General features: G+C 70.8%; 24 protein-coding genes. 19 read left to right on the plus strand and 5 right to left on the minus strand.

Annotation, left to right across the window (positions count from 1 at the left end; genetic code table 11):
* Positions 1 to 48: 48 nt before the first annotated feature.
* Positions 49 to 1,401 (minus strand): MFS transporter, encoded by a 1,353-nt coding sequence (locus HNR67_RS18935; RefSeq protein ID WP_185003579.1) that lies wholly within the window; start codon positions 1,399 to 1,401, stop codon positions 49 to 51.
* 165 nt (positions 1,402 to 1,566) lie between these two features.
* Here HNR67_RS18935 and asnB point away from each other — a divergent pair, with 165 nt between their 5' ends.
* The 6 genes from asnB (at position 1,567) to HNR67_RS18965 (ending at position 7,799) form a co-directional block, all read left to right on the plus strand.
* Entirely contained in the window at positions 1,567 to 3,501 is a 1,935-nt protein-coding gene (gene asnB / locus HNR67_RS18940; protein ID WP_185003580.1) for an asparagine synthase (glutamine-hydrolyzing), read from the plus strand.
* 2 nt (positions 3,502 to 3,503) lie between these two features.
* Positions 3,504 to 4,022 carry a GNAT family N-acetyltransferase gene (locus tag HNR67_RS18945; protein ID WP_185003581.1) on the plus strand — a complete coding sequence of 173 codons (519 nt, stop codon included), beginning with the start codon at positions 3,504 to 3,506 and terminating at the stop codon, positions 4,020 to 4,022.
* 192 nt (positions 4,023 to 4,214) lie between these two features.
* Positions 4,215 to 4,919: a chitinase gene (locus tag HNR67_RS18950; RefSeq protein WP_185003582.1), complete on the plus strand. Its 705-nt coding sequence runs from the start codon at positions 4,215 to 4,217 to the stop codon at positions 4,917 to 4,919.
* A 218-nt stretch (positions 4,920 to 5,137) separates the two neighbouring features.
* Positions 5,138 to 5,839, plus strand: a complete 702-nt coding sequence (fabG, locus tag HNR67_RS18955; RefSeq protein ID WP_185003583.1) for a 3-oxoacyl-ACP reductase FabG — start codon at positions 5,138 to 5,140, stop codon at positions 5,837 to 5,839.
* Between the two features lie 76 nt (positions 5,840 to 5,915).
* Positions 5,916 to 6,683, plus strand: a complete 768-nt coding sequence (gene fabI, locus HNR67_RS18960; RefSeq protein WP_185003584.1) for an enoyl-ACP reductase FabI — start codon at positions 5,916 to 5,918, stop codon at positions 6,681 to 6,683.
* Between the two features lie 66 nt (positions 6,684 to 6,749).
* Positions 6,750 to 7,799 carry a ferrochelatase gene (locus tag HNR67_RS18965; RefSeq protein ID WP_185003585.1) on the plus strand — a complete coding sequence of 350 codons (1,050 nt, stop codon included), beginning with the start codon at positions 6,750 to 6,752 and terminating at the stop codon, positions 7,797 to 7,799.
* A 909-nt stretch (positions 7,800 to 8,708) separates the two neighbouring features.
* Here HNR67_RS18965 and HNR67_RS18970 read toward each other — a convergent pair.
* Complete coding sequence (locus tag HNR67_RS18970; RefSeq protein ID WP_185010835.1) at positions 8,709 to 9,482, minus strand: hypothetical protein; 774 nt, start codon at positions 9,480 to 9,482, stop codon at positions 8,709 to 8,711.
* Positions 9,483 to 10,483: 1,001 nt separating this feature from the next.
* On the opposite strand from HNR67_RS18970, the gene HNR67_RS18975 reads away from it, so the two are divergent.
* The 10 genes from HNR67_RS18975 (at position 10,484) to whiA (ending at position 20,803) form a co-directional block, all read left to right on the plus strand.
* A complete protein-coding gene (locus HNR67_RS18975; protein ID WP_312987584.1) occupies positions 10,484 to 11,269 on the plus strand; it encodes a DUF3097 domain-containing protein in 786 nt (261 codons plus the stop codon).
* A gap of 99 nt (positions 11,270 to 11,368) precedes the next feature.
* Positions 11,369 to 11,797 carry an NfeD family protein gene (locus tag HNR67_RS18980; protein WP_185003587.1) on the plus strand — a complete coding sequence of 143 codons (429 nt, stop codon included), beginning with the start codon at positions 11,369 to 11,371 and terminating at the stop codon, positions 11,795 to 11,797.
* A 49-nt stretch (positions 11,798 to 11,846) separates the two neighbouring features.
* Positions 11,847 to 13,037 (plus strand): SPFH domain-containing protein, encoded by a 1,191-nt coding sequence (locus HNR67_RS18985; protein WP_425554127.1) that lies wholly within the window; start codon positions 11,847 to 11,849, stop codon positions 13,035 to 13,037.
* Between the two features lie 260 nt (positions 13,038 to 13,297).
* Positions 13,298 to 14,266 (plus strand): M28 family metallopeptidase, encoded by a 969-nt coding sequence (locus HNR67_RS18990; protein ID WP_185003589.1) that lies wholly within the window; start codon positions 13,298 to 13,300, stop codon positions 14,264 to 14,266.
* A 133-nt stretch (positions 14,267 to 14,399) separates the two neighbouring features.
* The gene (locus HNR67_RS18995) at positions 14,400 to 15,392 is read left to right on the plus strand and encodes a hypothetical protein (protein ID WP_221489962.1); all 993 of its coding nucleotides are present in this window, start codon (positions 14,400 to 14,402) and stop codon (positions 15,390 to 15,392) included.
* Between the two features lie 14 nt (positions 15,393 to 15,406).
* The gene (locus HNR67_RS19000) at positions 15,407 to 15,835 is read left to right on the plus strand and encodes a Rieske (2Fe-2S) protein (protein ID WP_246492547.1); all 429 of its coding nucleotides are present in this window, start codon (positions 15,407 to 15,409) and stop codon (positions 15,833 to 15,835) included.
* Between the two features lie 45 nt (positions 15,836 to 15,880).
* Positions 15,881 to 17,923 (plus strand): excinuclease ABC subunit UvrC, encoded by a 2,043-nt coding sequence (gene uvrC / locus HNR67_RS19005; RefSeq protein WP_185003591.1) that lies wholly within the window; start codon positions 15,881 to 15,883, stop codon positions 17,921 to 17,923.
* Positions 17,920 to 18,798 (plus strand): RNase adapter RapZ, encoded by an 879-nt coding sequence (gene rapZ / locus HNR67_RS19010; protein WP_185003592.1) that lies wholly within the window; start codon positions 17,920 to 17,922, stop codon positions 18,796 to 18,798. The genes uvrC and rapZ overlap by 4 nt, the downstream gene beginning before the upstream one ends.
* 32 nt (positions 18,799 to 18,830) lie before the next feature.
* Entirely contained in the window at positions 18,831 to 19,832 is a 1,002-nt protein-coding gene (locus tag HNR67_RS19015) for a gluconeogenesis factor YvcK family protein (RefSeq protein WP_185010839.1), read from the plus strand.
* Positions 19,823 to 20,803 carry a DNA-binding protein WhiA gene (gene whiA / locus HNR67_RS19020; protein WP_185003593.1) on the plus strand — a complete coding sequence of 327 codons (981 nt, stop codon included), beginning with the start codon at positions 19,823 to 19,825 and terminating at the stop codon, positions 20,801 to 20,803. Before HNR67_RS19015 ends, whiA begins: the two co-directional genes overlap by 10 nt.
* 28 nt (positions 20,804 to 20,831) lie before the next feature.
* Here the strand turns inward: whiA and HNR67_RS19025 are convergent, their stop codons facing one another.
* The 3 genes from HNR67_RS19025 to HNR67_RS19035 all read right to left on the minus strand — a co-directional run bounded on the left by HNR67_RS19025 (position 20,832) and on the right by HNR67_RS19035 (position 22,527).
* Entirely contained in the window at positions 20,832 to 21,089 is a 258-nt protein-coding gene (locus tag HNR67_RS19025) for a hypothetical protein (RefSeq protein WP_185003594.1), read from the minus strand.
* A gap of 81 nt (positions 21,090 to 21,170) precedes the next feature.
* Positions 21,171 to 22,061, minus strand: coding sequence for a GNAT family N-acetyltransferase (locus HNR67_RS19030; RefSeq protein WP_185003595.1), 891 nt, complete (start codon positions 22,059 to 22,061; stop codon positions 21,171 to 21,173).
* A gap of 37 nt (positions 22,062 to 22,098) precedes the next feature.
* Positions 22,099 to 22,527 carry an ester cyclase gene (locus HNR67_RS19035; RefSeq protein ID WP_221489963.1) on the minus strand — a complete coding sequence of 143 codons (429 nt, stop codon included), beginning with the start codon at positions 22,525 to 22,527 and terminating at the stop codon, positions 22,099 to 22,101.
* A gap of 95 nt (positions 22,528 to 22,622) precedes the next feature.
* Between HNR67_RS19035 and HNR67_RS19040 the strand changes: the two genes are divergently transcribed.
* The 3 genes from HNR67_RS19040 to gap all read left to right on the plus strand — a co-directional run bounded on the left by HNR67_RS19040 (position 22,623) and on the right by gap (position 25,096).
* On the plus strand, positions 22,623 to 23,033 hold the full coding sequence (locus HNR67_RS19040; RefSeq protein WP_185003596.1) for a MarR family winged helix-turn-helix transcriptional regulator: 411 nt from the start codon (positions 22,623 to 22,625) through the stop codon (positions 23,031 to 23,033).
* Positions 23,034 to 23,052: 19 nt separating this feature from the next.
* A complete protein-coding gene (locus tag HNR67_RS19045; protein WP_185003597.1) occupies positions 23,053 to 23,907 on the plus strand; it encodes a hypothetical protein in 855 nt (284 codons plus the stop codon).
* A 184-nt stretch (positions 23,908 to 24,091) separates the two neighbouring features.
* A complete protein-coding gene (gene gap / locus HNR67_RS19050; RefSeq protein ID WP_185003598.1) occupies positions 24,092 to 25,096 on the plus strand; it encodes a type I glyceraldehyde-3-phosphate dehydrogenase in 1,005 nt (334 codons plus the stop codon).
* Positions 25,097 to 25,108 lie beyond the last annotated feature (12 nt).

Genomic DNA, 25,108 nt, shown 5'->3' on the forward strand with positions numbered 1-25,108 from the left:
CCGGCGGGCACGGTGATCAGCGGAAATCGCGTCCATCGAAAACAGTGATCACCGGAACGACTTCTCCTCCAGCGGGGAGGACTTCGAGGTCTCCCGCATGGTCCCGTAGACCAGCAGCGAGATCAGCACGCAGCCCGCCACGTAGTAGAAGAACACCGACTCCATGCCCGCCTGCTTGAGCCAGAGCGCCACGTACTCCGCGGACCCGCCGAAGATGGCCACGGTCAGCGCGTACGGCAGCCCGACGCCCAGCGCGCGGATGTTGGTGGGGAACAGCTCGGCCTTCACGATCGCGTTGATCGAGGTGTAGCCGGTGACGATGATCAGCCCGGCCAGCATCAGGAAGAACGCCGCAACAGGGGAGTTGGTGCCGGCCAGCGCGGTCAGCAGCGGCACCGTGCCCAGGGTGCCGCAGACGCCGAAGAACAGCAGCAGCGGCCGCCGCCCGATCCGGTCGGACAGCTTGCCGGCGAAGGGCTGGATGACCACGAAGACGACCAGGGCGAGGAAGTTGATCCAGGCCGCGTTCTGCTTGCTGATGCCGCTGGTGTTGACCATGAACTTCTGGAGGTAGGTGGTGTAGGTGTAGAAGGCCACCGTGCCGCCCAGGGTCAGGCCGACCACCAGCAGGCACTCCCTGGGGTGCTGGAGCAGGGCGCGCAGGGTGCCGCGCTGCGGGGTCTTGCCCTCCTCGGACTGGGCGACCTTCTTGAAGCTCTCCGACTCGTCCATGCTGCGCCGCAGCCACATCACCACGATCGCGCCAGCCGCGCCGATGACGAAGGCGATCCGCCAGCCCCAGGAGTGCATCTGCTCCTCGGTCAGCACCTGCTGCAACACGATCTGCACACCGAGGGCGAGCAGCTGGCCCGCGGTCAGCGTGACGTACTGGAAGCTGGAGTAGAACCCGCGCTTGCCAGGTGAGGCGACCTCGGAGAGGTAGGTCGCCGAGGTGGCGTACTCACCACCCACCGACAGGCCCTGCAACAGCCGCGCGGCCACCAGCAGCGCGGGCGCGGCCAGGCCGATCGAGGTGTAGGACGGGGTGACCGCGATGACCAGCGACCCGGCCGCCATCAGCGTCACCGACAGGGTCAGCGCGGCCCGGCGGCCGAACCGGTCGGCGTAGCGGCCCAGCATCCAGCCGCCGATGGGGCGCATCAGGAAGCCGACCGCGAACACCGCGGCGGTGTTCAGCAGCTCCGCGGTGGAGTCGTTCTTGGGGAAGAACGAGCTGGCGAAGTAAATGCTGAAGGCTGTGTACGCATACCAGTCGTACCATTCGACCAGGTTGCCGATCGAGCCGCGCAGCACGTTCGCCACGACCCGCTTCTCACCCTGCTTACTGCCCTTGGGCGGTTCCCCGCCCAGTGGGACGTCCGCGCTGACGCCAACCGACATGTGCCCTCCTTGAGACGCCTGTCACGGTGTGGGCAAACGCGCTGATCAGCAAGCGGAAGCGGGCAGAACTTACCTCTGCTTGAGGTAACCCGTCGGCGGGCGCCACCCGGGCGCACGGGATACTGGAGTCTCCGGCCCGTCGAGCAACCCGAGGTGAATCCCCACGTGTGCGGAGTGCTGGGACTGATCTGCGCCACCCCCGCCCAGGCGGCCAACGCCCGCGGCGCGGTCGGAGCGGCCATGCGCTGCCAGCGGCACCGTGGACCCGACGAGCACGACACCTGGGCCGACGCCGAGGTCGTCTACGGCTTCAACCGGCTCGGCTTCATCGACCTCGAACACTCGCACCAGCCCCTGGTCTGGGGCCCGCCCGAGGCGCCCAACCGGTACACGCTCAACTTCAACGGCGAGATCTACAACTACCGCGAACTGCGCGCCGAGCTGACCGCCCGCTTCGGCGCCCGCTTCCGCACCCAGGGCGACGGCGAGTCCATCGTGGCCGCCTACCACTACCTCGGCCCGGCCGCCCTGCCCAAGCTGCGCGGCATGTTCGCCTTCATGATCTGGGACGCCCAGGAGCGGATCGTCTTCGGCGCGCGCGACCAGTTCGGCATCAAACCGCTCTACTACTCCTCGGGTCCCGGCGGGATCGCCTTCTCCAGTGAGAAGAAGAGCCTCCTCGAACTGTCCGGGGTGCTCGGGGTGGCCGAGGAACTCGACCTCACCGCGTTGCAGCACTACCTGGTGCTGCAGTACGTGCCGGAGCCCGAATCACTGCACGCCGGGATCCGCCGGGTCGAGTCCGGCACCGCGTTCCGGCTGCGGCCCGGCGGGCAGCTGGAGTTCGCCCGCTACTTCAATCCCACCTTCACCGCCAAGCCGGTCAACGGGGAGGCCGAGGCGGAGGCGCTGTACCAGCGGATCGCCGATGTCATGCGGGATTCGGTCGGCAAGCACATGATCTCCGACCCGGAGGTCACCGTCGGCGCGTTCCTCTCCGGCGGCATCGACTCCACCGCCACCGCCACCCTGGCCAAACAGTTCAACCCCAACCTGATCGCCTTCACCGCCGGGTTCGAGCGGGAGGGCTACTCCGAGGTCGACGTGGCCGCCGAGACCGCGGCCGCGATCGGTGTCCGGCACGTGGTCCGCACCGTCTCCGCCCAGGAGATGATGCAGGCGATGCCGCTGATCATCTGGTACCTGGACGATCCGGTGGCCGACCCGGCGCTGGTGCCGCTGTGGTTCATCGCCCGCGAGGCCCGCAAACACGTCAAGGCGGTGCTCTCGGGGGAGGGCGCGGACGAACTCTTCGGCGGCTACACCGTCTACGGCGAACCGCTGTCCCTCGCCCCGTTCGAGAAGATGCCCGGCAGCCTGCGCAAGGTGCTCGGCAAGGTCTCCACCAAGATCCCCGAGGGCGTGCGCGGCAAGGACCTGCTCCGCCGCGGCGCGCTCACCCTGGAGGAGCGTTACTACGGCAACGCGCGCAACTTCCGGGACGAGCAGCTGCGTGCCGTGCTGCGGCACTACGACGAGCGGATCGGGTTCAAGGAGATCACCGAACCCTGGTACCGGATCTCCAAGGACTGGGACCCGGTGGCCCGGATGCAGCACGTGGACCTGTTCACCTGGCTGCGCGGGGACATCCTGACCAAGGCCGACAAGGTCACCATGGCCAACTCCCTCGAACTGCGGGTGCCGTTCCTGGACATGGAGGTCTTCAAGGTCGCCTCCACCGTGCCCCTTGACCAGAAGCTGGCCGGTGGCACCACCAAGTACGCGCTGCGCAAGGCCCTGGCCAAGATCATCCCGCCGCACGTGCTCAACCGGCGCAAACTCGGCTTCCCGGTGCCCATCCGGCACTGGCTGCGCGAGGAGATGCACGACTGGGCCTGGGGTATCATCGCCGACTCCAAGACCGACGAGATCCTGGACAAGAAGGCCGTCTTCGCCATGCTCGCCGAGCACAAGACCGGCGAACGCGACCGCAGCCGCCAGCTCTGGGCGGTGCTCAGCTTCATGATCTGGCACGGCATCTTCATCGAACACCGGATCAAGGTCGACGTGCCCGAACCGGTCTACCCGGTCCGCCTCTGACCATGACCGCGGACACGCTGCGCACCGGCAGGCTGCTCCTGAGCCGGCCGGTCGCGGGCGATGTCGAGGCGATCCTGGCCATCCACGCCGACCCCCTGGCCTGCGCGCACAACCCCGGCGACGCCCTGGCCAGCCGCACCGAGGCCGAGGAGCTGTTCGGGCGCTGGGACGCGCACTGGCGGCGGCACGGCTTCGGCTACTGGGTGCTGCGCCGCCAGGAGACGCCTGACCCGATCGGGTTCTGCGGCCTCAAACGGATGGAACTGCACCGGCGCCCGGTGCTGAACCTGCTCTACCGGCTCGCCCCGGCCGCCTGGGGCGCCGGACTCGGCGGCGAGGCGGCCACCGCCGTGGTCACCTGGGCCCGCGCCGAGTTGCCCGGACAGCCGGTCATCGCCAGGGTGCGGCCGGACAACCACGCCTCGCACCGGGTCGCACTACGCGCCGGACTGCGCCGGGTACCCCATTTGGACGAACTCGGATTAGATGGTCCAGACCAAATTTACGAACTCCCTACTTAAGTTACTTCCCACCGCCGGGCACCTGTGGCGAAATGGGTCCCGCAGTTGTTCGGAACCTCTCACCACCGCCGCCCGGAAGTGGTTTTTGGGGCCACCCCTGCGCTTCGCCCTTCCGTGGTGTCCGGTGCTGTCCTGCTGCGAATTCGCGAGGTCCGCCTCGCGCTTTTCCCCTGTGCAGCTAGGAGCGTTCTCATGCGACGTCGTCTTCTCGGACTGCTGGTCGCCGTGCTGTCCGCGGCCGGGTTCGCCGCGGTGATCCCCGCCGCGGCCGCCCCCACCGCCTTCATGATCAGCGAAGCCCAGTTCAACCAGATGTTCCCCGGCCGCAACGGCTTCTACACCTACACCGGGCTGCGCAACGCCGCCCAAACGATTGGGGCCTTCGCCAACCAGGGCAGCGCCACCGTGCAGCGGCAGGAACTGGCCGCCTTCCTGGCCAACGTCAGCCACGAGACCGGCGGGCTGCGGCACGTGGTGGAGCAGAACACCGCCAACTACCCGCACTACTGCGACCGCGGCCAGCCCTACGGCTGTCCGGCCGGGCAGGCCGCCTACTACGGCCGCGGGCCGATCCAGCTGAGCTGGAACTTCAACTACAAGGCCGCCGGTGACTACCTGCGGGTCAACCTGCTGGGCAACCCCTGGCTGGTGCAGAACGACGCCACCATCTCCTGGCGGACCGCGATCTGGTACTGGATGACCCAGAACGGACCGGGTTCGATGACCCCGCACAACGCCATGGTGAACAGCCGCGGCTTCGGCGAGACCATCCGCAGTATCAATGGCTCACTGGAATGCAACGGCCGCAACCCCGGACAGGTGCAGAGCCGGGTCAGCAACTATCAGCGCTTCACCGGCATCATCGGTGTCGCCCCCGGCGGCAACCTGTACTGCTGAATTCCCCGGAATTGATCGGGGGCGTGACCCGGAATGGGTCGCGTCCCCTTTTCGGCGTGTCCGGGGATCACCCTCGGCGACCGCCGCGGGGGAGACCGCGAGCCGCCGCGTGGATGCCCTGCTTACGCATCTTCGATGCCTTTTCCTGCGGGTTCGAGCCGACCGACTAGCCTGACGCCGTCCACAGCAGCAACCGCGCGAGTCATGGAGGACCCACGGTGTCTAGGTCGGTACTGGTCACTGGCGGCAACCGAGGCATCGGCCTGGCGATCGCCCGTGCCTTCGCCGAGCAGGGCGACAAGGTCGCCATCACCCACCGCGGCTCCGGCGCGCCGGAGGGGCTGTTCGGGGTGCAGTGCGACGTCACCGACGCCGCGCAGGTCGACCGCGCCTTCAGCGAGGTCGAGGCCCAGCACGGCCCGGTCGAGGTGCTGGTGTCCAACGCGGGCATCGTCGATGACGTGCTGCTGCTGCGCATGTCCGAGGAGTCCTTCACCAAGGTCGTGGACGCCAACCTCACCGGCGCCTACCGGGTCGCCAAGCGCGCGGCCTCCGGCATGCTGAAGAAGCGCTGGGGCCGCATGATCTTCATCTCCTCGGTGGTCGGCCTCTCCGGCCAGGCCGGTCAGGTCAACTACGCCGCGAGCAAGGCCGGACTGGTCGGCGTGGCCCGCTCCATCGCCAGGGAACTCGGCTCGCGCAACATCACCGCGAACGTCATCTCGCCCGGCTTCATCGAGACCGACATGACCGCGCACCTGGCCGAGAGCCTCAAGGAGCAGCTGGTCACCGTCCCGGCCCGGCGTGCGGGCAAGACCGAGGAGGTCGCGGCCGCGGTCACCTGGCTGGCCTCCGACGGCGCCTCCTACGTCAACGGCGCGGTGCTGCCGGTCGACGGGGGCATGGGCATGGGTCACTGACCCGTTCTGCCAGGCTAGGCCCTTAACCACCACTTCTTGACTAGTTCTCGACTAGGTCGACTCGGAGGAAGAGCACGTGACCGGACTGCTCGAAGGCAAGCGGGTGCTGATCACCGGAGTGATCACCGAGGCCTCCATCGCCTTCCACGCCGCAAGGATCGCCCAGGAGCAGGGGGCCGAGGTCGTGCTCACCGGCTTCGGGCGGCTGCGGCTGGTCGAGCGCATCGCACAGCGCCTGCCCAAGCCCGCGCCGGTGATCGAACTCGACGTCACCAACCAGGAGCACCTGGACACCCTCGCCGGCAAGATCAGCGAGCACGTCCCCGCGCTGGACGGGGTGCTGCACTCCATCGGCTACGCCCCGCCGTCCTGCCTCGGCGAGAAGTACCTGGACGTGCCGTGGGAGGACGTCTCCGTCGCCGTGCACACCTCGGCGTTCTCGCTCAAGGCCCTGGCCAAGGCGGTGCTGCCGCTGATGGAGGGCGGCGGCTCGATCGTGGGCATGGACTTCGACGCCCGCGTCGCCTGGAGCAGCTACAACTGGATGGGCTTCGCCAAGGCCGCCTTGGAGAACTGCACCAAGTACCTGGCCCGCGAACTGGGCCCGCAGGGCATCCGGGTCAACCTGGTCGCCGCCGGACCCCTGGAGACCATGGCCGCCAGGTCCATCCCGGGCTTCAGCGACTTCAACGAGCTGTGGGCCAAGCGCGCCCCGATGGGCTGGGACATCACCGACCGCACCCCGGCCGCCAAGGCCATCTGCGCGCTGCTGTCGGACTGGTTCCCGGCCACCACCGGCTCCATGGTGATGGTCGACGGCGGCATGCACGCCGTCGGTGACTGACTGACAACTGCCTGACAACCCTGCCCCCGCCCGGTGCGAATTCCGGCGCGGGGGCAGGATTGTGCGGTGAGCTTCGACGCGTTGCTGTTCCTGTCCTTCGGCGGGCCGGAAGGACCCGAGGACGTCCGGCCGTTCCTGGAGAACGTCACCAGGGGGCGCGGGGTCCCGCCGGAACGCCTAGACGAGGTCGCCCAGCACTACCTGCACTTCGGCGGCGTCTCGCCGATCAACCGGCTCAACCTGGCCATCATCGACGCCGTGCGCGCCGAACTGGCCAGGCAGGGCATGGACCTGCCGGTCTACTTCGGCAACCGCAACTGGCACCCCATGGTGGAGGACACCGCCGCCAAGATGGTCGCCGACGGCATCCGCACGGCGCTGGTGTTCCCGACCAGCGCCTACGGCGGTTACTCGGCCTGCCGCCAGTACGACGAGGACATCCTCCGCGCCCGCGCCGCCGTCGACGAGGCCCTCGATCTGGTCAAACTCCGCCAGTTCTTCGACCACCCCCTCTTCGTCGACGCGGTCGCCGACGCCGTCCGCGCCGCCTACGCCGAGCTGCCCGCCGACCAGCGTGACCAAGCCCGCCTGGTCTTCACCGCCCACTCGGTGCCCAACTCCGCCGACGAGGCAGCGGGCCCGCCAGAGGAAGGCGGCCAGCGCTACTCCCGCCAGATCGCCGAAGCCGCCCGCCTGGTAGCCGAAGCCGTCGGCGTCCCCGCCTACGACGTCGTCTGGCAATCCCGCTCCGGCCCACCCCACATCCCCTGGCTGGCCCCCGACATCGTCGACCACGTCGCCACCCTGCACGCCAACGGCGTCCAGGCCCTCGTCGTCAGCCCCATCGGCTTCGTCAGCGACCACCTGGAAGTCATCTGGGACCTCGACGCCGAAGCCAAAGACCGGGCCACCGAACTAGGCATGACCTTCACCCGAGCCGCCACCCCCGGCCCAGACCCCCGCTTCGCCCAACTGATCGTCGAACTGATCCGCGAACACACCCACCCCACCCCACCCCGCAAACTCTCCCCCCTCCCCACCGCAGGCTGCACCCGCAACGGCCTCCCCTGCACCCCCCTCTGCTGCGAACCCCCCACCCGCCGCCGCCCGACCTAACCCACCCCTCCCACCCCGCGCCGCAAGCCCCACCTCCTCCGTCCCGCAACGGCCAACACGCGGTACGACAACGGCCAACACGCGGTACAAGAACGGCCAACACACCGGCGAGGGTTTCAACCCTCCGCGCGTGTTGGCCGTTCTTGTACGCCATGTTGGCGGTTCTTGTACGCCACGTTGGCCGTTGTGGGACGCCGGGCGGGCGAAGCCCGGAGCGGTGGGCGCCGGGGGCAGGCGGGCGAAGCCCGGGAACGCCGCAGCCAGGCGTTTCCCACGAGCCGCGACCGGGCGAAGCCCGGAGAACCAGCAGGCGGGGTGGCTTTTCAAACCTAACCCGAGCGGTTCCCCATCCCCGTCAGCCTGGAGAGGACACACCGCATCCCGATGAGCGGCCCCGCAACACAAACCGCCGCCGAACCAACCCCAACGCGACTGGGCCGCTCATCGGGATGTGGTTTGGTATCGGAAGGCTGACGGGGATGGGGAACCGTACGAGCACTGCTCTGTGCCTTTGATCTTCTCCCCCCATCCTTTGATTTCTGCCCGTCCGGCGAGGACGCTCTTGATCTTGACCCTCGCCCCTGACTTTGATCTTGCCCCAAAAATCAGAACTGAAGAGCAACAAACACGCCCGCACCCACGCCCCCCCCCGGACAACCACGGCAAGCCCAAGCACAAGATCCACCCCGAACAGCCCGCACCGCGAAGCAGCCCACCGCAACCAGCCCCACCCCAACGCCAGCCCCAGAACCCGCCCACCACAACGGCAAACACCCCGTCCCAGTCGGGCAAACACCCCGTCCCACAACGGCAAACACTCCGGCAGGTTCGACACCTCGCCGGAGTGTTATCCCGAACCTGCCGGAGTGTTCGCCCGAACGGGACCCCACATTGGCCGTTGTGGCGGAGTTAGTGGCGACCAGCCTGATTGGCGAGCTGACGAACAGCCTCGCCGACCGCCGCGCAACGAGCCGAGCGAACCGCGTCCGAGAGCGGCTTCAGCGCCGCAGTCCGGGCGCGGGCAGCCGAAGCGGAAACCGCGCCACCATCCGGATCACTCATCGCCGCCCGCACAATCGCGGCCACCTCCGCCGCCCGCTCCAACACCCGCAACGCACGCCCAGGCATGCCGGGCGGCCACGGGGTGCGCGGGCGGGCCCGCAAGGCGGCGTCGATCTCGGTGCGCACACCCGGGCGATGCCGGGCCACGTCCAGGGAGACCAGGGTCGCCGCGGCCGCGCGGACCGCCTCCGCCATGCCGTGTTCGGCCTCACCAATGCCGACGTACTCCAAAACCGGGGGAGTGGCCAGGGCGAACACCGACCACCGCACCACACCCTCGGCGACCTCCTCCGGCACCAGCCCCACCGCCGCCGAGGGCAGCACCACGGCCTCCCCAGCCCGCAACGCGGCCACCCCGAACGGCCCCGGCCCGCCAAGTCCACGCACATCACCCGGCGCGGGCAGCACCAGCGCGCCGGCGCTCGCCCCGGACCGGCGCAGGCAGGCCAGCAGCAGGGCGGGCCCGACCGGGCGGTCGCCGGGCAACGGCAGGTCGAACCGTTCGGCGGCGTGTTCGTCTCCCGCACTGACCTCCTGGAGTTCACCCCACGCCAGCAGGGCGTCGAGCACGTCATCGGAGGCCGCGGAACCGTTCAGCCACGCGGAGGTCCAGACCGCCATGGTCGCGGAGGCACAAGGCACCACAAAAGGTTACTAGGCCGCGGCCCAGCGGGTCGCCGCCCCGCGCACCCACCACCTGGGGGCCTGACACCTGGGGGGCCTGCCCGGCCACCAGCGGCTCATCCGGTCATTCGCCTGCCCCGGCTCGCCTGCCACCCGTCCCGATTCGCGACATGCCGCCCAGGCCGCCCCGCGCTCCGGCCGCTTCGAGCGCCCCGCGCTGGCCTGCCGCGCTCCGCCCGCGCACCCCGCGCCGACACGCGCACCCCGGGCCTCCCCGCGCACGCCCGGCCGTCGCGACCCGCGCCGCCCACGGTCCTGCCCTCGCCACCTGGCTCCGGCCCGGCAAGCCCCGGCCCCAGCCCGACTCCGGCCACCCAGCTCGCGTCACCCAGCTCGGGCCCCCGGATCGCGCGCCCGGCTAGACCAGCCACGGGCAGCCCCGGTCAGCGCCGTGCTGAGCCACGCCATCCCGGCCCAGCCCGGCCAGCGCCGTCCCGACCCGGCCCGGACGCTCCGACTCACGTCATCCCGGCCCGCGTCTTCCCCGCCCCGCCCGCCGCTTCCTCTGCGGAACGCTTTTCGAGCCGAAAAGGTTGCCTTCAGCCCCCGACCAACTCGCCAACCGCAGGTCACCGGCCCGCAACAGCCTAAACCGGCGCAGACCCCCGGTCCGCGACAGCCCCATCCCGCGCGGGTTGGCGGCTCATGCCCAACCCGCCCACCAGAGGCCGCCGATCCACCGGACGTCGAGCCGTACCAGTCTCATCCACCGCGGGACGCCAGCTTGAACCAGCCTCTTCCGCTATGTACCAGCCTCTTCCACTGCCGGTCACCAACCCCAGCCTCCTCCGCCGCAGATCACCCGCCCAAGCCGGGCCCGCCCACCGCAGGTCACCGACCCAAACCAGGCCCATCCACCGGAGGTCGCCAGACCCCTGCATGCCCGGACTACCCTGTCGCCCGTGCGCCCCTCCCCAGGTGATCCCTACGGACGTGACGTGCTCGCCGCCGGCCCCAAGCGCCGTGCCGTCCCCGAAATCCCCGCCGAGCCCGACCTCGTCGTCGAGGACCCGGCCAGTGGTTTCTGCGGTGCCGTTCTCCGCGTCGAGGGCGCCAATGTCGTGCTTGAGGACCGGCATGGGCGGCAGCGACTCTTCCCGCTCCGGCCCGCCGCGTTCCTCCTCGATGGGCAGCCGGTCACGCTGGTCAAGCCTGTCGCGGTCCCCGTCAAACCCACCGCCTCGGCCTCCGGGTCGGTTCGGGTCGAGGGGGTGCGGGCGAAAACCGCTGCTGCCAGCCGGATCTGGGTTGAGGGGATTCACGACGCCGAGCTGGTGGAGCGGGTTTGGGGGCATGATCTTCGGGTGGAGGGGGTGGTGGTCGAGCCTCTGGACGGGATTGACGCGTTGGCTGAGCGGGTTGCGGGGTTCGGGCCGGGGGCGCGGTGGCGGTTGGGGGTGTTGGTGGATCACCTTGTGGTGGGGAGCAAGGAGTCTCGGATTGTGGCGGGGGTGGTTCACCCGGATGTGCTTGTGACGGGTCACCCGTACGTGGATATCTGGCAGGCGGTCAAGCCTGCTTCGGTGGGGATCCGGGAGTGGCCGGTGGTGCCCCTGGGACAGGATTGGAAGACGGGGGTGTGTGCTGAGCTGGGGTGGGGGGAACCTGCTGCGGGGTGGCGGCGGGTGCTTTCCGGGGTTCGGGGGTTCCGGGACCTGGAGACGCCGTTGGTGGGGGCGGTGGAACGGTTGATTGACTTCGTCACTGTGGGTTCGCGGGAGTGATCCCGGATCGGGTGATCGCTGTCGCCTGGTAGATCACACGTCGGTCACGGCGGCTGGTCACGGTCGGCAACGGGTCGCGCACTCTGCCACGATGGCGACATGGCCGCCCTGGTCTGGCTGGTAGCCGGAGTCCTGCTTCTGGCAGCGGAAGTGCTTTCTGGTGACTTCGTGCTGCTCATGATCGGCGTCGCGGCACTGGCCGCGGCCGGATCCGCGGCCGCGATCGACATCTTGTGGGTCGACGTCGCCGTGTTCGCGGTCAGTTCGATCGTGCTGCTCGCGGCCGTTCGGCCCGCGCTGCGCAGGCGGATGCTGGCCGGGGACCATGTGAAAACCAACGTGGAAGCGCTGGTCGGCGGCAAGGCAGTAGTACTGTCCACTGTGGACGCTCACGGTGGTCAGGTGAAACTCGGTGGTGAGATCTGGTCGGCCCGCGCCTACGACGAGACGCAGGTGATCGAGGTCGGACGGGCCGTCACCGTCATGGATATCGCTGGAGCGACCGCGGTCGTGTGGGCGGAAGGCTGAGGCGTTGGAGGCTGGGTTGGGCGCGGTTGTAGTCGTCGCCGTCATAGTCCTGCTGGTGCTGGTCGCTGTCGTCAAGGCAGTGCTGGTCATCCCGCAGGCGCAGGCGGCGGTCATCGAGCGGCTTGGCCGCTTCCGCACGGTCGCGGCCCCGGGGCTGAACATCCTGGTGCCCTTCCTGGACCGGGTGCGGGCCCGGATCGACCTGCGCGAGCAGGTGGTCTCCTTCCCGCCGCAGCCGGTGATCACCGAGGACAACCTCACGGTGTCCATCGACACGGTGGTCTACTTCCAGGTCACCGACCCGCGGGCGGCGGTCTACGAGATCTCCAACTACATCATCGGGGTCGAGCAGCTCACCACCACCACACTGCGCAACGTGGTCGGCGGCATGAGCCTTGAGCAGACGCTGACCTCCCGTGACTCCATCAACGGCCAGCTGCGCGGCGTGCTCGACGAGGCGACCGGCCGCTGGGGCATCCGGGTCGCCCGGGTGGAGCTGAAGGCGATCGACCCGCCGCCCTCCATCCAGGACTCGATGGAGAAGCAGATGCGCGCGGACCGGGAGAAGCGCGCCATGATCCTCACCGCCGAAGGCCAGCGCGAGTCCTCCATCAAGACCGCCGAAGGCCAGAAGCAGGCCCAGATCCTGGCCGCCGAGGGTGGCAAGCAGGCCGCGATCCTCTCCGCCGAGGGCGAGCGGCAGAGCCGCATCCTCAAGGCGCAGGGCGAGCGGGCCGCGCGTTACCTGCAGGCGCAGGGCCAGGCCAAGGCGATCGAGAAGGTCTTCGCCGCGGTCAAGGCGGGCAGGCCGACGCCGGAACTGCTGGCCTACCAGTACCTCCAGACGCTGCCGCAGATGGCGCAGGGCGACTCCAACACGGTGTGGATGGTGCCCAGCCAGTTCGGCGACGCGTTGCAGGGCTTCGCGAAGATGTTCGGCGACAAGGGCGAGGACGGCGTCTTCCGCTACGAGGCCGCGCCGCCGGACACCGAGTCCAGGCCGGAGGAGGACGACGAGTCGATCGCCTCCTGGTTCGACACCGCGCCCGACCCGGAGATCGCCCGCGCGGTCAAGGAGGCCACCGCGGTCGCCCAGACCGATGTGCCGCCGGTCGGCCGCGCCTCGGTCGCGGTGGTCCCGCCGGTCATCCCGCCCGCGGTCGTCGACCCGGCGCCCGCGCCGGAAACCCCGGCCACGCCGGGCGACTCGACCGAGCTGAGCGACGGCGAGACCAAGTAGCACCAAGAGCGCGCTGGCCAGCGCGGCAGCACTCCGACGCCGCCTCCGGAATCCCGGGGGCGGCGTCTTTTTTCCAGCTCCCGCCGCCGGGCTGCTCCCCGCCGCCGGGTCCCGCCCCGCCCGCCGACACCGTATGCACTCATCGCAATACCGCTAACTGTTTCCGACAAAAGTCGGGTACCGCCCACCAGCACACCCGTTCGACACTCGCCGTGACGCTGATCGCAACCCTGCGCGATCAGCCCAATCGGGAGGTCCGCGTGAAACTCCGACTCGTTCTCGGCTCGGTGACGGCCACCGCCGCACTGGTCGTCAGCGGCATCGCCGGCACCGCCACCGCGGCCGCGCCCGCCGCGCCGCCGACCATTCCCACCGCGAACATCCAGGCGCACCTCACCGAACTCGGCAAGATCGCCGCGGCCAACGGCGGCAACCGGGCGCACGGGCGGCCCGGCTACAAGGCCTCGGTGGACTACGTCAAGGGCAAGCTGGACGCGGCCGGGTTCCGCACCACCGTGCACACCTTCACCCAGAGCGGCGCCACCGGCTACAACCTGATCGCCGACTGGCCCGGCGGCGATGAGAACAACACCATCATGTTCGGCGGCCACCTCGACGGTGTCACCGCGGGCGCCGGCATCAACGACAACGGCACCGGCTCCAGCGGCCTCCTGGAGGTCGCGCTGACCGTGGCCAAGCAGCAGCTCAAGACCACCAAGCACCTGCGCTTCGGCTGGTGGGGCGCTGAGGAACTCGGCCTCATCGGCTCCACCCGCTGGGTGGCCAGCCTGTCCGCGGCGCAGAAGGCCCAGATCAAGGCCTACCTCAACTTCGACATGATCGGCTCGCCCAACCCCGGCTACTTCGTCTACAGCAGCGCAGGCCAGCCCACCGGGTCCGCGGCGCTGACCACGTTGCTGGAGAACTACTTCCGCGGCGCGGGCGTGCAGACCGAGCAGACCAGCGTCGGCGGCCGTTCCGACCACGCCGCCTTCGCCAGGGCCGGCATCGCCACCGGTGGCACCTTCACCGGCGCCGAGGGCCGCAAGACCGCGGCGCAGGCGCAGAAGTGGGGCGGCACCGCCAACCAGGCATACGACCCCTGCTACCACCGCTCCTGCGACGGGGTGAACAACGTCAACGCGACCGCGCTCTCCCGCAACACCAACGCGATCGCGCACGCGGTCTGGACGCTGACCGCGCCCGCCGCACTGCGCTCGGCCGCCTAGCCGCGTCCGACTGGGCCACCTGGTCGCAACCGTTGCGCTGAACGGGGTCAAGCCCGCGCGGGAGTGCTCACCCGTGCGGTTTCATCTCCTCGTGGCGGGCCGGGCAGGGGACGAGTTCCACGATGTGGCTGCGTTGCGCAGCACCCTCCACGGCTCGCTGTCCCCGCCAGGGCACCAGGACGACACCGCGCACTGGCAACGGTTGCACCAGGTGGTCCAGTCCCTGCACGACCTCGTCTCCGACGGCCGCGCCCAGGAGGCCGTGCAGTTCGCCGAACAGGTCGTCGAGGTCCTGGCCGGGGCCGCGCACCAGGTCACCGGGCAGTGGGACGAACTCGCCGACCTGGCCCAGCGGGCACTGGCCGCGCACGCCATCGCCTGCCGCCTGGTCCGCCCGGACCCCTACCGACTGGCCGGTTGGCTGATCCGGCTGCAGCTGACCCACCCGGACGGCCCCGAGGTGCGGCTCACCGAGTACACCGACGCCCTTGGCACCGCCGGACTCGCCTACTACCGCCAGGGCGCCGAGGCCGCCTGCCGCGGGCTGCCCACCGTCCGGTTCGGCCAGACCGGCCGCTACGACCGGCACCGCTGGGCCGTCTCCCGCCTGGTGCACGAACTCGCCGACCACACCGGCGATCCCGACCTCACCGTGCAGATCCTGGCCACCGACCTGTCCACCGCCTGGCAGTACCTGCGGATCGCCTCCGAACTCGAGGACGCCGGCCGCAGCGAGGCCGCCCTGGCCTGGGTGGAACGCGGCCTGGTGGCGGCCAAGGGCACCGGCGCGGTGCCCAGGCTGGTCGACCTCGCGGTGGACCAGTGCGTGCGACTGGGCAGGCTGGACCGCGCGGTCGAACTGCGCCGCACCGCCTTCCGTGCCCGCCCCGGCCTGGACGCCTTCCTGCGGCTGCGCGCGGTCGCCGACCACGCCAAGTCCTGGGACCGGGAACGCCAGCGGGTGCTGCGCTGGCTGCGCCAGCCCGGCGAGGACGACCAGCGGCGCAACACCGTGCTGGTGGAGATCCTGCTCTGGGAGGGCGACCGGGACGCCGCCCGCCGCGCCGCCGCCGAGCGCGGCTGCGACCCGGAGATCCTTGTTCGACTGGACCGGGTCGAGGACTAGACAGGCTTCTTAGGATGTCCGGCATGCCGCCGCCACCGCTGTCCCGTCGCACGGTCCTGTGTGGACTGCTCGCCCTGGCCGGAACCGCCGCCGCCTGCGGTAACGGCAAACCGCCGCGCACCGGCGGCACCGGCACCGCCAAGCCCGGCGCCGAACTGGCCAGGCTCTCCGCGCTGCCGGCCACCGGCGGCGCGCTGGTGGAGACCGAGGGCAACGGCATCCTGCTGATCGTGCGCACCAAGGACGGCGCGGTGCGCGCCTTCGACCCGCGCTGCCCGCACCGGGGCAACCTGGTCAGCCCGCCGGTCGGCGGCGTGATCGACTGTCCGACCCACGGCAGCCTCTTCGACGGCGAGACCGGCGAGGTGAGCAAGGGGCCCGCCAAGACCGGGCTCGTCCAGATCCCGGTCAAGGTCGACGGGGAGCGGATAGTCCTGATCTAGCCGACCAGGCGATCCGGTGTCGGTGTGTCGCCGTAGTCTTACGGCGTGCCCGATCCGTCCACCTATCGTCCAGCGCCCGGAACCATCCCGGACTCCTTCGGCGTGTACAAGTTCCGCGACGGCACCGGACGGGTCATCTACGTCGGCAAGGCCAAGAGCCTGCGCAGCCGGCTCTCCTCCTACTTCGCCGACCTCTCGGGCCTGCACCCGCGCACCAGACAGATGGTCACCACCGCCGCCTCGGTGGAGTGGACCGTGGTGTCCTCCGAGGTCGAGGCGCTGCAACTGGAGTACTCCTGGATCAAGGAGTTCGACCCGCGGTTCAACGTGCGCTACCGGGACGACAAGTCCTACCCGATGCTCGCGGTCACCGTCGGCGAGGAATTCCCCCGGCTCCAGGTCTACCGCGGCCCCCGGCGCAAGGGCGTGCGCTACTTCGGCCCGTACTCGCACGCCTGGGCGCTGCGCGAGACCATCGACCTGCTGCTGCGGGTCTTCCCCGCGCGCACCTGCACCAGCGGGCTGTTCAAGCGGCACAGCCAGATCGGTCGCCCCTGCCTGCTCGGCTACATCGACAAGTGCGCCGCGCCCTGCGTCGGCAAGGTCAGCGCCGAGGAGCACCGGGAGATCGTGGAGGACTTCTGCGACTTCTTCTCCGGCCGCACCGACACCATGATGCGCCGCCTGGAGAAACAGATGCAGGCCGCGGCAGAGGAGCTGGAGTTCGAGAAGGCCGCCCGGCTGCGCGATGACCTGGACGCGCTGCGCCGGGCCATGGAGAAGCAGGCCGTGGTGCTCGGCGACGGCACCGACGCCGACGTGATCGCCTTCGCCCAGGACGAACTCGCCGCCGCCGTGCAGGTCTTCCACGTGCGCGGCGGCCGGGTCCGCGGCCAGCGCGGCTGGGTCATCGACAAGGTCGAGGAGGTCGACACCCCCGGCCTGGTCGAACAGTTCCTCACCCAGTTCTACGGCGAACAGGACGAACTCGGCGAGGCCGCCGACGGCGGCGGGGCGGCCGAGGCGGTGCCGCGCGAGGTCCTGGTGCCCGAACTGCCCCCGGACGCCGAGGCGGTCACCGACTGGCTCTCCGGCCTGCGCGGCTCCCGGGTGCAGCTGCGGGTGCCCCAGCGCGGGGACAAACGCGCGCTGGCCGAGACCGTGGCCCGCAACGCGGCCGAGGCCTTCACCCAGTTCAAACTCCGCCGCTCCGGCGACCTCACGGCCCGATCCCTTGCCCTGCAAGAACTGCAGGACGCGCTCGGCCTCGAAACCGCGCCGCTGCGGATCGAATGCGTGGACGTCAGCCACATCGCGGGCACCGACGTGGTGGCCTCGCTGGTGGTCTTCGAGGACGGCCTGGCCCGCAAATCCGAGTTCCGGCACTTCGCCATCAAGGGCGACGCCGAGACCGGCGACGTCGGCGGGGACGTCGGCTCCATCGCCGAGGTGGTGCGCCGCCGCTTCGCCCGGCACCGCGCCGACGTCGAGGAGATCGCCCGCACCGCGCCGGAGACCGGCGAGGTCGAGGCGGAGGCCGAGGCCAGGCCCGGCATCGATCCCACCACCGGACGACCGCGCCGCTTCGCCTACCCGCCCAACCTGCTCGTCATCGACGGGGGCGCGCCGCAGGTCAACGCGGCCGCCGAGGTGCTGGCGGAGCTGGAGATCAGCGATGTCGCGGTGATCGGCATCGCCAAACGCCTGGAGGAGGTCTGGCTGCCGGCCGACCCCGATCCGGTGATCCTGGCCCGCAACAGCGCGGCGATGTACCTGTTGCAGGAGATTCGGGACAAGGCTCACGACTTCGCCATCCGCTACCACCGGCAGAAGCGGTCCAAGCGGATGACCACCTCTGCCCTGGACGAGGTGGCGGGACTCGGCGAATCCCGCAAGGCCGCACTGCTCAAGCACTTCGGCTCGGTGCGCAAGCTCCGCGCCGCCACCGTCGAGGCCCTCACCGAGGTGCCGGGGGTGGGACGGCAGACCGCGCTGGCCGTGCTGGCGGCGTTGCAGGGCACGGAGAACAAGGCCACGAGGACAACCACGGCGACCACACCGGTCCCGGGACGGCAGGAGGACGGGTGACCGAGGAGAAGACCGGCGTCGAGGTGGCGGTGGTGACCGGCCTGTCCGGGGCCGGCCGCAGCACCGCCGCCAAATGCCTGGAGGACCTGGGCTGGTTCGTGGTGGACAACCTGCCGCCGGAACTGGTCTCCACCATGGTCGAACTGGGCGCCCAGGCCCAGGGCGTGATCTCCAGGGTCGCGGTGGTGATGGACGTGCGCAGCCGCGCCTTCACCGACGACCTGGCCGCGGTGATCAAGGACCTGGACGCCCGCGGCTACAAGCCCAAGGTGCTGTTCCTGGAAGCCACCGACGCGGTGCTCATCCGCCGCTTCGAGCACGTCCGGCGCGGCCACCCGCTGCAGGGCGACGGGCGGCTCTCCGACGGCATCGCCAACGAGCGTAGGCTGCTCACTCCGTTGCGGGAGGAGGCAGACCTGGTGCTGGACACCTCGTCGTTGTCCGTGCACCAGTTGCGCGCCAAGATCGAGGACGCCTTCGGCTCGGAGACCTCGGCCAGCACCAGGGTGACCGTGCTGTCCTTCGGCTACAAGTACGGCCTGCCGATGGACGCCGACCTGGTGATGGACGTGCGCTTCCTGCCGAACCCGTTCTGGATCCCGGAACTGCGCGACTTCACCGGCCTGGACGAGGCGGTGCGCAACTACGTGCTCTCCCAGGAGGGCGCGGAGGAGTTCCTGGAGCGCTACCACGAGCTGCTGCGGCTCATCGGCGCCGGGTACCGCCGCGAGGGCAAGCGGTACCTGACCCTGGCGATCGGCTGCACGGGTGGTAAGCACCGCAGTGTGGCGATCTCCGAGCAGCTCGCCGGGTTGCTGGCCAAGGAGGACGGGATGGCGGTCAAGGTCGTGCACCGGGACCTGGGGCGGGAGTGACGCTGGTACCCAACGGAAATCCGGGCGGGCCGATGCGGGCCGTCGCACTGGGCGGCGGCCACGGCCTGCAGGCCACGCTGTCCGCGCTCAAGCGGATGACCCACGACGTCACCGCCGTGGTCACGGTGGCCGACGACGGCGGCTCCTCCGGGCGGCTGCGCCGGGAACTGGGCCTGCTGCCACCCGGCGACCTGCGCAAGGCACTGACCGCGTTGGCGGACCCGGACGAAGATCGTCTACTGTGGACGGACGTGTTCCAGCACCGCTTCGGCGGATCGGGCGCGCTGGCCGGGCACGCGGTGGGCAACCTCGTGCTCGCCGGGCTCCTCGAGGTCCTCGGCGATCCGGTGGCGGTGCTGGACGAGGTGCGCAAGTTGTTGGGAGTGCGTGGACGGGTGCTGCCGATGAGCCGGGTGCCGCTGGACATCGAGGCCGATGTCCTCGGTCTCGACGACGACCCGAAATCGGTGCGCCGGATCCGCGGCCAGGTCGCCGTGGCCAGCACCCCCGGCCGGGTCCAGCGGGTCCGGCTGCAGGGCGCGGCCCCCGGCTACGCGGCGCCCAAGGCCTGCGAGGAGGCCGTCACCGCGGTCACCGAGGCCGACGTGGTGCTGCTCGGACCCGGCTCCTGGTTCACCAGCGTGCTGCCGCACCTGCTCGTGCCCGAACTGCACGAGGCACTGGTGGACACCACCGCGCGCAAGGTCGTGGTGCTCAACCTGGTGCCGCAGCCGGGGGAGACCGAGGGTTTCTCCCCGGAACAGCACCTGCACGTGCTGGCCGAGCACGCGCCGCGGCTGCGGGTGGACGCGGTGGTCGCCGACGTCGACTCGGTGTCCACCCCGGACCGGCTGCGGCGGGCCGCCGCCGCGCTCGGCGCGGTCACCACCCTGCGCAAGATCTGCCACCACGGCGCCCCGGACCGGCACGATCCGGCCGCGCTCGCGGTGAGTCTGCACGAAGCACTAGCCGAGATCCCCGGTCCGCGAGGACAGGGATCCGGCGCACTCAAGGAGGGCCAGCCATGGCGATGACCGCGTCGGTCAAGGACGAGCTGAGCCGTCTCGCTGTCACCAAGACCTGCTGCCGCCGGGCCGAGGTGTCCTCGCTGCTGCGCTTCGCCGGCGGGCTGCACATCGTGGCCGGCCGCGTCGTGGTGGAGGCCGAGATCGACACCGGGTCGGCCGCGCGCAGGCTGCGCAAGGAGATCCAGGAACTGTTCGGGCACATCAGCGACGTGCACGTGATCACATCGGGCGGGCTGCGCAAGGGCACCCGGTACGTGGTGCGGGTGGTCAAGGACGGCGACGGCCTGGCCCGCCAGACCGGCCTGCTGGACCCCAGGGGCCGTCCGGTGCGCGGGCTGCCCGCGCACGTGGTCAGCGGCGGCACCTGCGACTCCGAGGCCGCCTGGCGGGGCGCCTTCCTCGCGCACGGCTCGCTCACCGAACCCGGCCGCTCCTCCGCCCTGGAGGTCACCTGCCCCGGCCCCGAGGCCGCGCTCGCGCTGGTCGGCGCGGCCCGGCGGATGGGCATCCAGGCCAAATCCCGCGAGGTGCGCGGCGCCGACCGGGTCGTGGTCCGCGACGGCGACGCCATCGGCGCGCTGCTCACCCGGCTCGGCGCGCACTCCAGCGTGCTGGCCTGGGAGGAACGCCGGATGCGCCGCGAGGTCAGGGCCACCGCCAACCGGCTGGCCAACTTCGACGACGCCAACCTGCGCCGCTCCGCCCGTGCCGCGGTCGCCGCCGCCGCCAGGGTCGAACGCGCCCTGGACATCCTGGGCGCCGACGTCCCCGACCACCTGGTCGCCGCCGGTCAGCTGCGCCTGGCGCACCGTCAGGCGTCCCTGGAGGAGCTGGGCCAGCTCGCCGAACCACCGATGACCAAGGACGCGGTGGCAGGCCGTATAAGGCGTCTCCTGGCGATGGCCGACAAGAAGGCCCGCGAACTCGGCGTCGGCGACACCGAGAGCGCCGTCACCGCGGACATGCTCGACGCCTAGCCGTTGGACGGCGTCCACCGGGCCTGGCTCAGTGGACGCCGTGCATGAGCCGCCGCACCCATCCGCCGCTGGCCAGTAGCAGGGCGCCCAGCGCGGTGGTGTTCGGCGTCAGCCCACCGGAGCCCAGGACCAGCAACAGCAGCCCGGCCGCCACCCCCGGCGGTCCCGGCAGCGACGCCAGCGCGAGGTGCCCGAGCAGCACGGCCAGGCCGCCGTAGAACACCGTGCGGTCCGCGCCGAGCAGCCGGTCGGCCACCCAGGCCCCGCCCACCGAGGCCAGGAACACCAGCCCGCCGTACCCGCCGAAGCTGGGTGCCGGACAGGGTGGCCAGGGCCCGCGGCTGGCCGAGGAACCCCGGCCGCGCGCTCACTCCGCCCCGGTGCGCAGGGTCCAGTTCCGCCGCTCGTACCGCACGGCCATCCCGGCCCGCAGCATGTTGTGCAGCGAGGAGTTGTGCTCACCCGGCTGCTCGGCCCCGGTCTCCGACACCAGCCACCGCGCCCCGCCAGCCCGCGCCAGTTCCGCCCGCGCCCACAGCAGCGCGCTCTGCCCGCCCCGGCCGCGCGCGGCGGGCACGGTGGCGCCGCTGAACATGTTGCCGACCTCGCCGTGCACCCGCAGCATCGCGGTGCCCACCAGGTCCCCGCCGTCCCAGCTGCCCAGGGCGTGCCAGCCCAGGTCGGTCCGCCCGACCGAGGCCTCCGCCACCCGGCGCAACACCAGACCGGGCAGCCCGAAGACCTCCGCCATCACCGTCGCCCACCGCGGCGCCTGGGCCGCGGTGACCTCGGCCACCCGCAGTTCGGGGGCAGGCTCGGGCGGCACGATCGCGTCCAGCCGCGCCGCCACCTTCACCAGCAGCGCGCCCTCGGTCAGCTCGTGCTTGGCGGCGATCTCCGCCCAGTCCGCGGGCAGTGCCGAGGGCGCGATCTGCACGGTGGCCGAGCCCACCCCGTGCGTGGCGAGGAACTCGCGCGCCTGTCCGATCAGCGCCGCGGTGACCGGTTCGGTGAGGCCCAGCCCGACCGCCCGGCTCCAGAACCCGGACGGATCGTTCCGCACCGCGACCACGACCCCGCCGCCCAGGCGGGTCACCGCGACGCCCAGCTCCCGCCGGGTTTCCGCGGACAACAGGCTGACCAGGCTGTGCATCGCCTCGGCCTCGGACTGCTCGGCCAGTTCGGCGCTGATCGTCTCCATGCCGAGGTCATAGCAGAACCCCAGGTCACCGGGGTGCCCGTGACGTGGATGTGCCACCGCCGGGCAGCGAAACGCACCCCGCCGGGCGTCCCGCTCAGCCCGGCGCGTCCTCGGTGAGCTGCCGCATCAGGTTCGCGATGTCCGGCGCCACCCACTCCTCGGCGAAACGTCCGTCCGCGGTGAAGCGGTAGTGCTCCACACTCCAGAACTCCACCCGGCGCCCGGTGGCCGGGACGCCGTTGAACTCGCCGCGGTGGGTGCCGCGGAAACGGGCCCGGACGGCGAGCTGATCGCCCGCGGCGAGCATGTTCTCGATCTCGATGTCCAGGTCGGGGAAGGCGGTCAGCATGGCCTGGGCGCCCATCCGCCAGACCTCGCGGCCGTGGAAGGGCTCGGGCACGCCGGGGATGTTGGCGATGAAGTCCTCGGTCAGCAGGCGCACACAGGCGTCCAGGTCGCCGCCCTGCAGCGTCCGGTAGGTGGTGCGCATGGTGTTCATGTTCCGCTCGGCGACGGCGTCCACGGTTCGCTCCTTCCTCGGCACCACGCGGTAGCATGGTGAATATGGGACATAGTGAACATGGTACATCATCTGCCGAGTCGGCGTTCGGGGCGCTGATGCTGGCCAACGACCTGATCAACCAGGAGATGACCGCCACCCTGCACGCCGACGGCCTCACCCCCGCCCGCGCCAAGGCCCTGTGGACCCTCGCCCCCCTCGCCCCGATCACCCAGCGCGCCCTGGCCGACGCCCTGGCCGTCACCCCACGCAACGTCACCACCCTGGTCGACGCCCTGGAGGAGTCCGGGTTCGTCACCCGCGGCGCGCACCCGGAGGACCGCAGGGCCATCGCGGTGGACCTGACCGTCAAGGGGCGCACCGCGATCGAGCACATGCGCGACTCGGCGGCGGAACTGGCCGATGCGCTCTTCGGTGCGCTGCCGCCGGCGGAGCTGGCGCTGGTCACCCGGGTGCTGCACGGGGTGGCCGGGTACTTCGCCGCGCACATCCCCGGGCCGGCCGACTGAACCTGGGACACTCCGGCGGGTGACCGGACCGGGGGAGCGGGTCAAGCCGCCCATCGCCACGGGCAGCGCGATCCTGGGCACCGTCGCCCTGCTGCCGATGATCCTGTTCGGCCCGCTGTTCGTGGAGTTCATGACCCTGGGCATGGACTGCTCCCGGGAATTCCCCAGGGGCGGCGGCTGCGATCCGGCCACCCGGTCCGCGGTGAACCGGGGGCTGCTCGGCGGGTTCGGCGCGAGCGTGCTGCTCATGGTGGCGGCCTACGTCTTCCGGCGGGCGCGGCCCTGGAACCGGCGCTGGCTGGTCCTCGGGTCCCTCGCCGTCGCGGTGGCGACGCTGGGAGTGGCGGTCTCGGTGCGCACGGAGCGGCCGAGTCCGGCGGACCGGACCTGGTCGGAGGAGCGGGAACGGGCCGCTGAGCACGAGCGTGAGATCGCCGCGATGCGGGCGCGCAGTCCCCTGGAAGAGGTTCGGGCCCGGCTGGAATCCGCACGGGCCGAGCTGGACCGGCGGCTGGCCGAGGCGGTGCCGGGCGTGCGCTGGCCCAGCCTGTTCCGGCAGGAGCGACCCTGCTCCGGCCATCCCGAAGGGCGGGAGCTGACCGACCGCGTCCGTCTCGACAGCAGCCCGCCGCAGGTCAGCGGTCCGGGCGGCCGGGAGTTCAGCGCCGAGGAACTGCGGGCGATCGAGCAGGCGTTCCGGGCGGCGCTGCGGCCCGCCGGGTTCACCGGCCCGCCGCTGGAAGGTGGCCGCGACGGCGAGCGGTGGACTCCGCTGCGGGATCCGGAGGAGGCCACCCTGCGTCTGTGGGTACAGCGCGGCCGGGTCTCCTTCTCCTTCGGCACCCAATGCCACCTGCCCAGGGCGGTCCGTTAGCAGACCGAGGGCCCTCCGGCTAGCAGCCACTCGCGGGGACCGCCGAGACCTCGGTCTCTGTCTCGATCAAGCCAGTTCCCCGGGTGGCCGTGACCAGCGACATTCCCGCCCGCTAGGGTGAATGCGCAAACGCCGGTTAGCGCCCGGTCTTGGACGGCCGGGACGAACTTCGAGGAGACGCACCGTGACGGTTCGCGTGGGTGTGAACGGCTTTGGTCGGATCGGCCGCAACTTCTGGCGTGCCCTGGCCGCCAGTGGCCGGGACATCGAGATCGTGGCCTTCAACGACCTGGGTGACGTGGCCACGATGGCGCACCTGCTCAAGTACGACTCGATCCTGGGCCGCCTCGACGGCGAGGTCAAGGTGACCGATGAGGGCATCTCGGTCAACGGCAAGGTCATCAAGGCCCTCGCCGAGCGCGACCCCGGCAAGCTGCCGTGGAAGGACCTGGGTGTCGACGTCGTCGTCGAGTCCACCGGGTTCTTCACCAACGCCGACGCCGCGCGCAAGCACATCGACGAGGGTGGCGCCAAGAAGGTCATCATCTCCGCCCCGGCCAAGGGCGAGGACCTGACCGTGGTGCTCGGCGCCAACGACCACCTCTACGACGGGTCGCAGAGCGTCATCTCCAACGCCTCCTGCACCACCAACTGCCTGGCGCCGATGGCCAAGGTCCTCAACGACACCTTCGGGATCGAAAAGGGCCTGATGACCACCATCCACGCCTACACGCAGGACCAGAACCTGCAGGACGCGCCGCACTCGGACCTGCGCCGGGCCCGCGCCGCCGCGCTGAACATCGTGCCCACCGGCACCGGTGCGGCCAAGGCCATCGGCCTGGTGCTGCCGGAGCTGAAGGGCAAGCTGGACGGCTACGCCCTGCGCGTGCCGGTGCCCACCGGCTCGGCCACCGACCTCACCGTCGTGGTGGGCAGGGAGACCTCCGTCGAGGAGGTCAACGCCGCGGTCAAGGCCGCGGCCGACGGCCCGCTCAAGGGCATCCTGCGCTACAACACCGACCCGATCGTCTCCTCCGACATCGTCACCGACCCGGCGTCCTGCATCTTCGACGCGCCGCTGACCAAGGTCATCGGCAACCAGGTCAAGGTCGTCGGCTGGTACGACAACGAGTGGGGCTACTCCAACCGCCTGGTCGACCTGACCGCGCTGGTCGCCTCGAAGCTCTGACGGAGAGACAAC

Origin of the sequence: Crossiella cryophila, from assembly GCF_014204915.1 — a bacterium.
In the GTDB taxonomy this organism is placed as follows: domain Bacteria; phylum Actinomycetota; class Actinomycetes; order Mycobacteriales; family Pseudonocardiaceae; genus Crossiella; species Crossiella cryophila.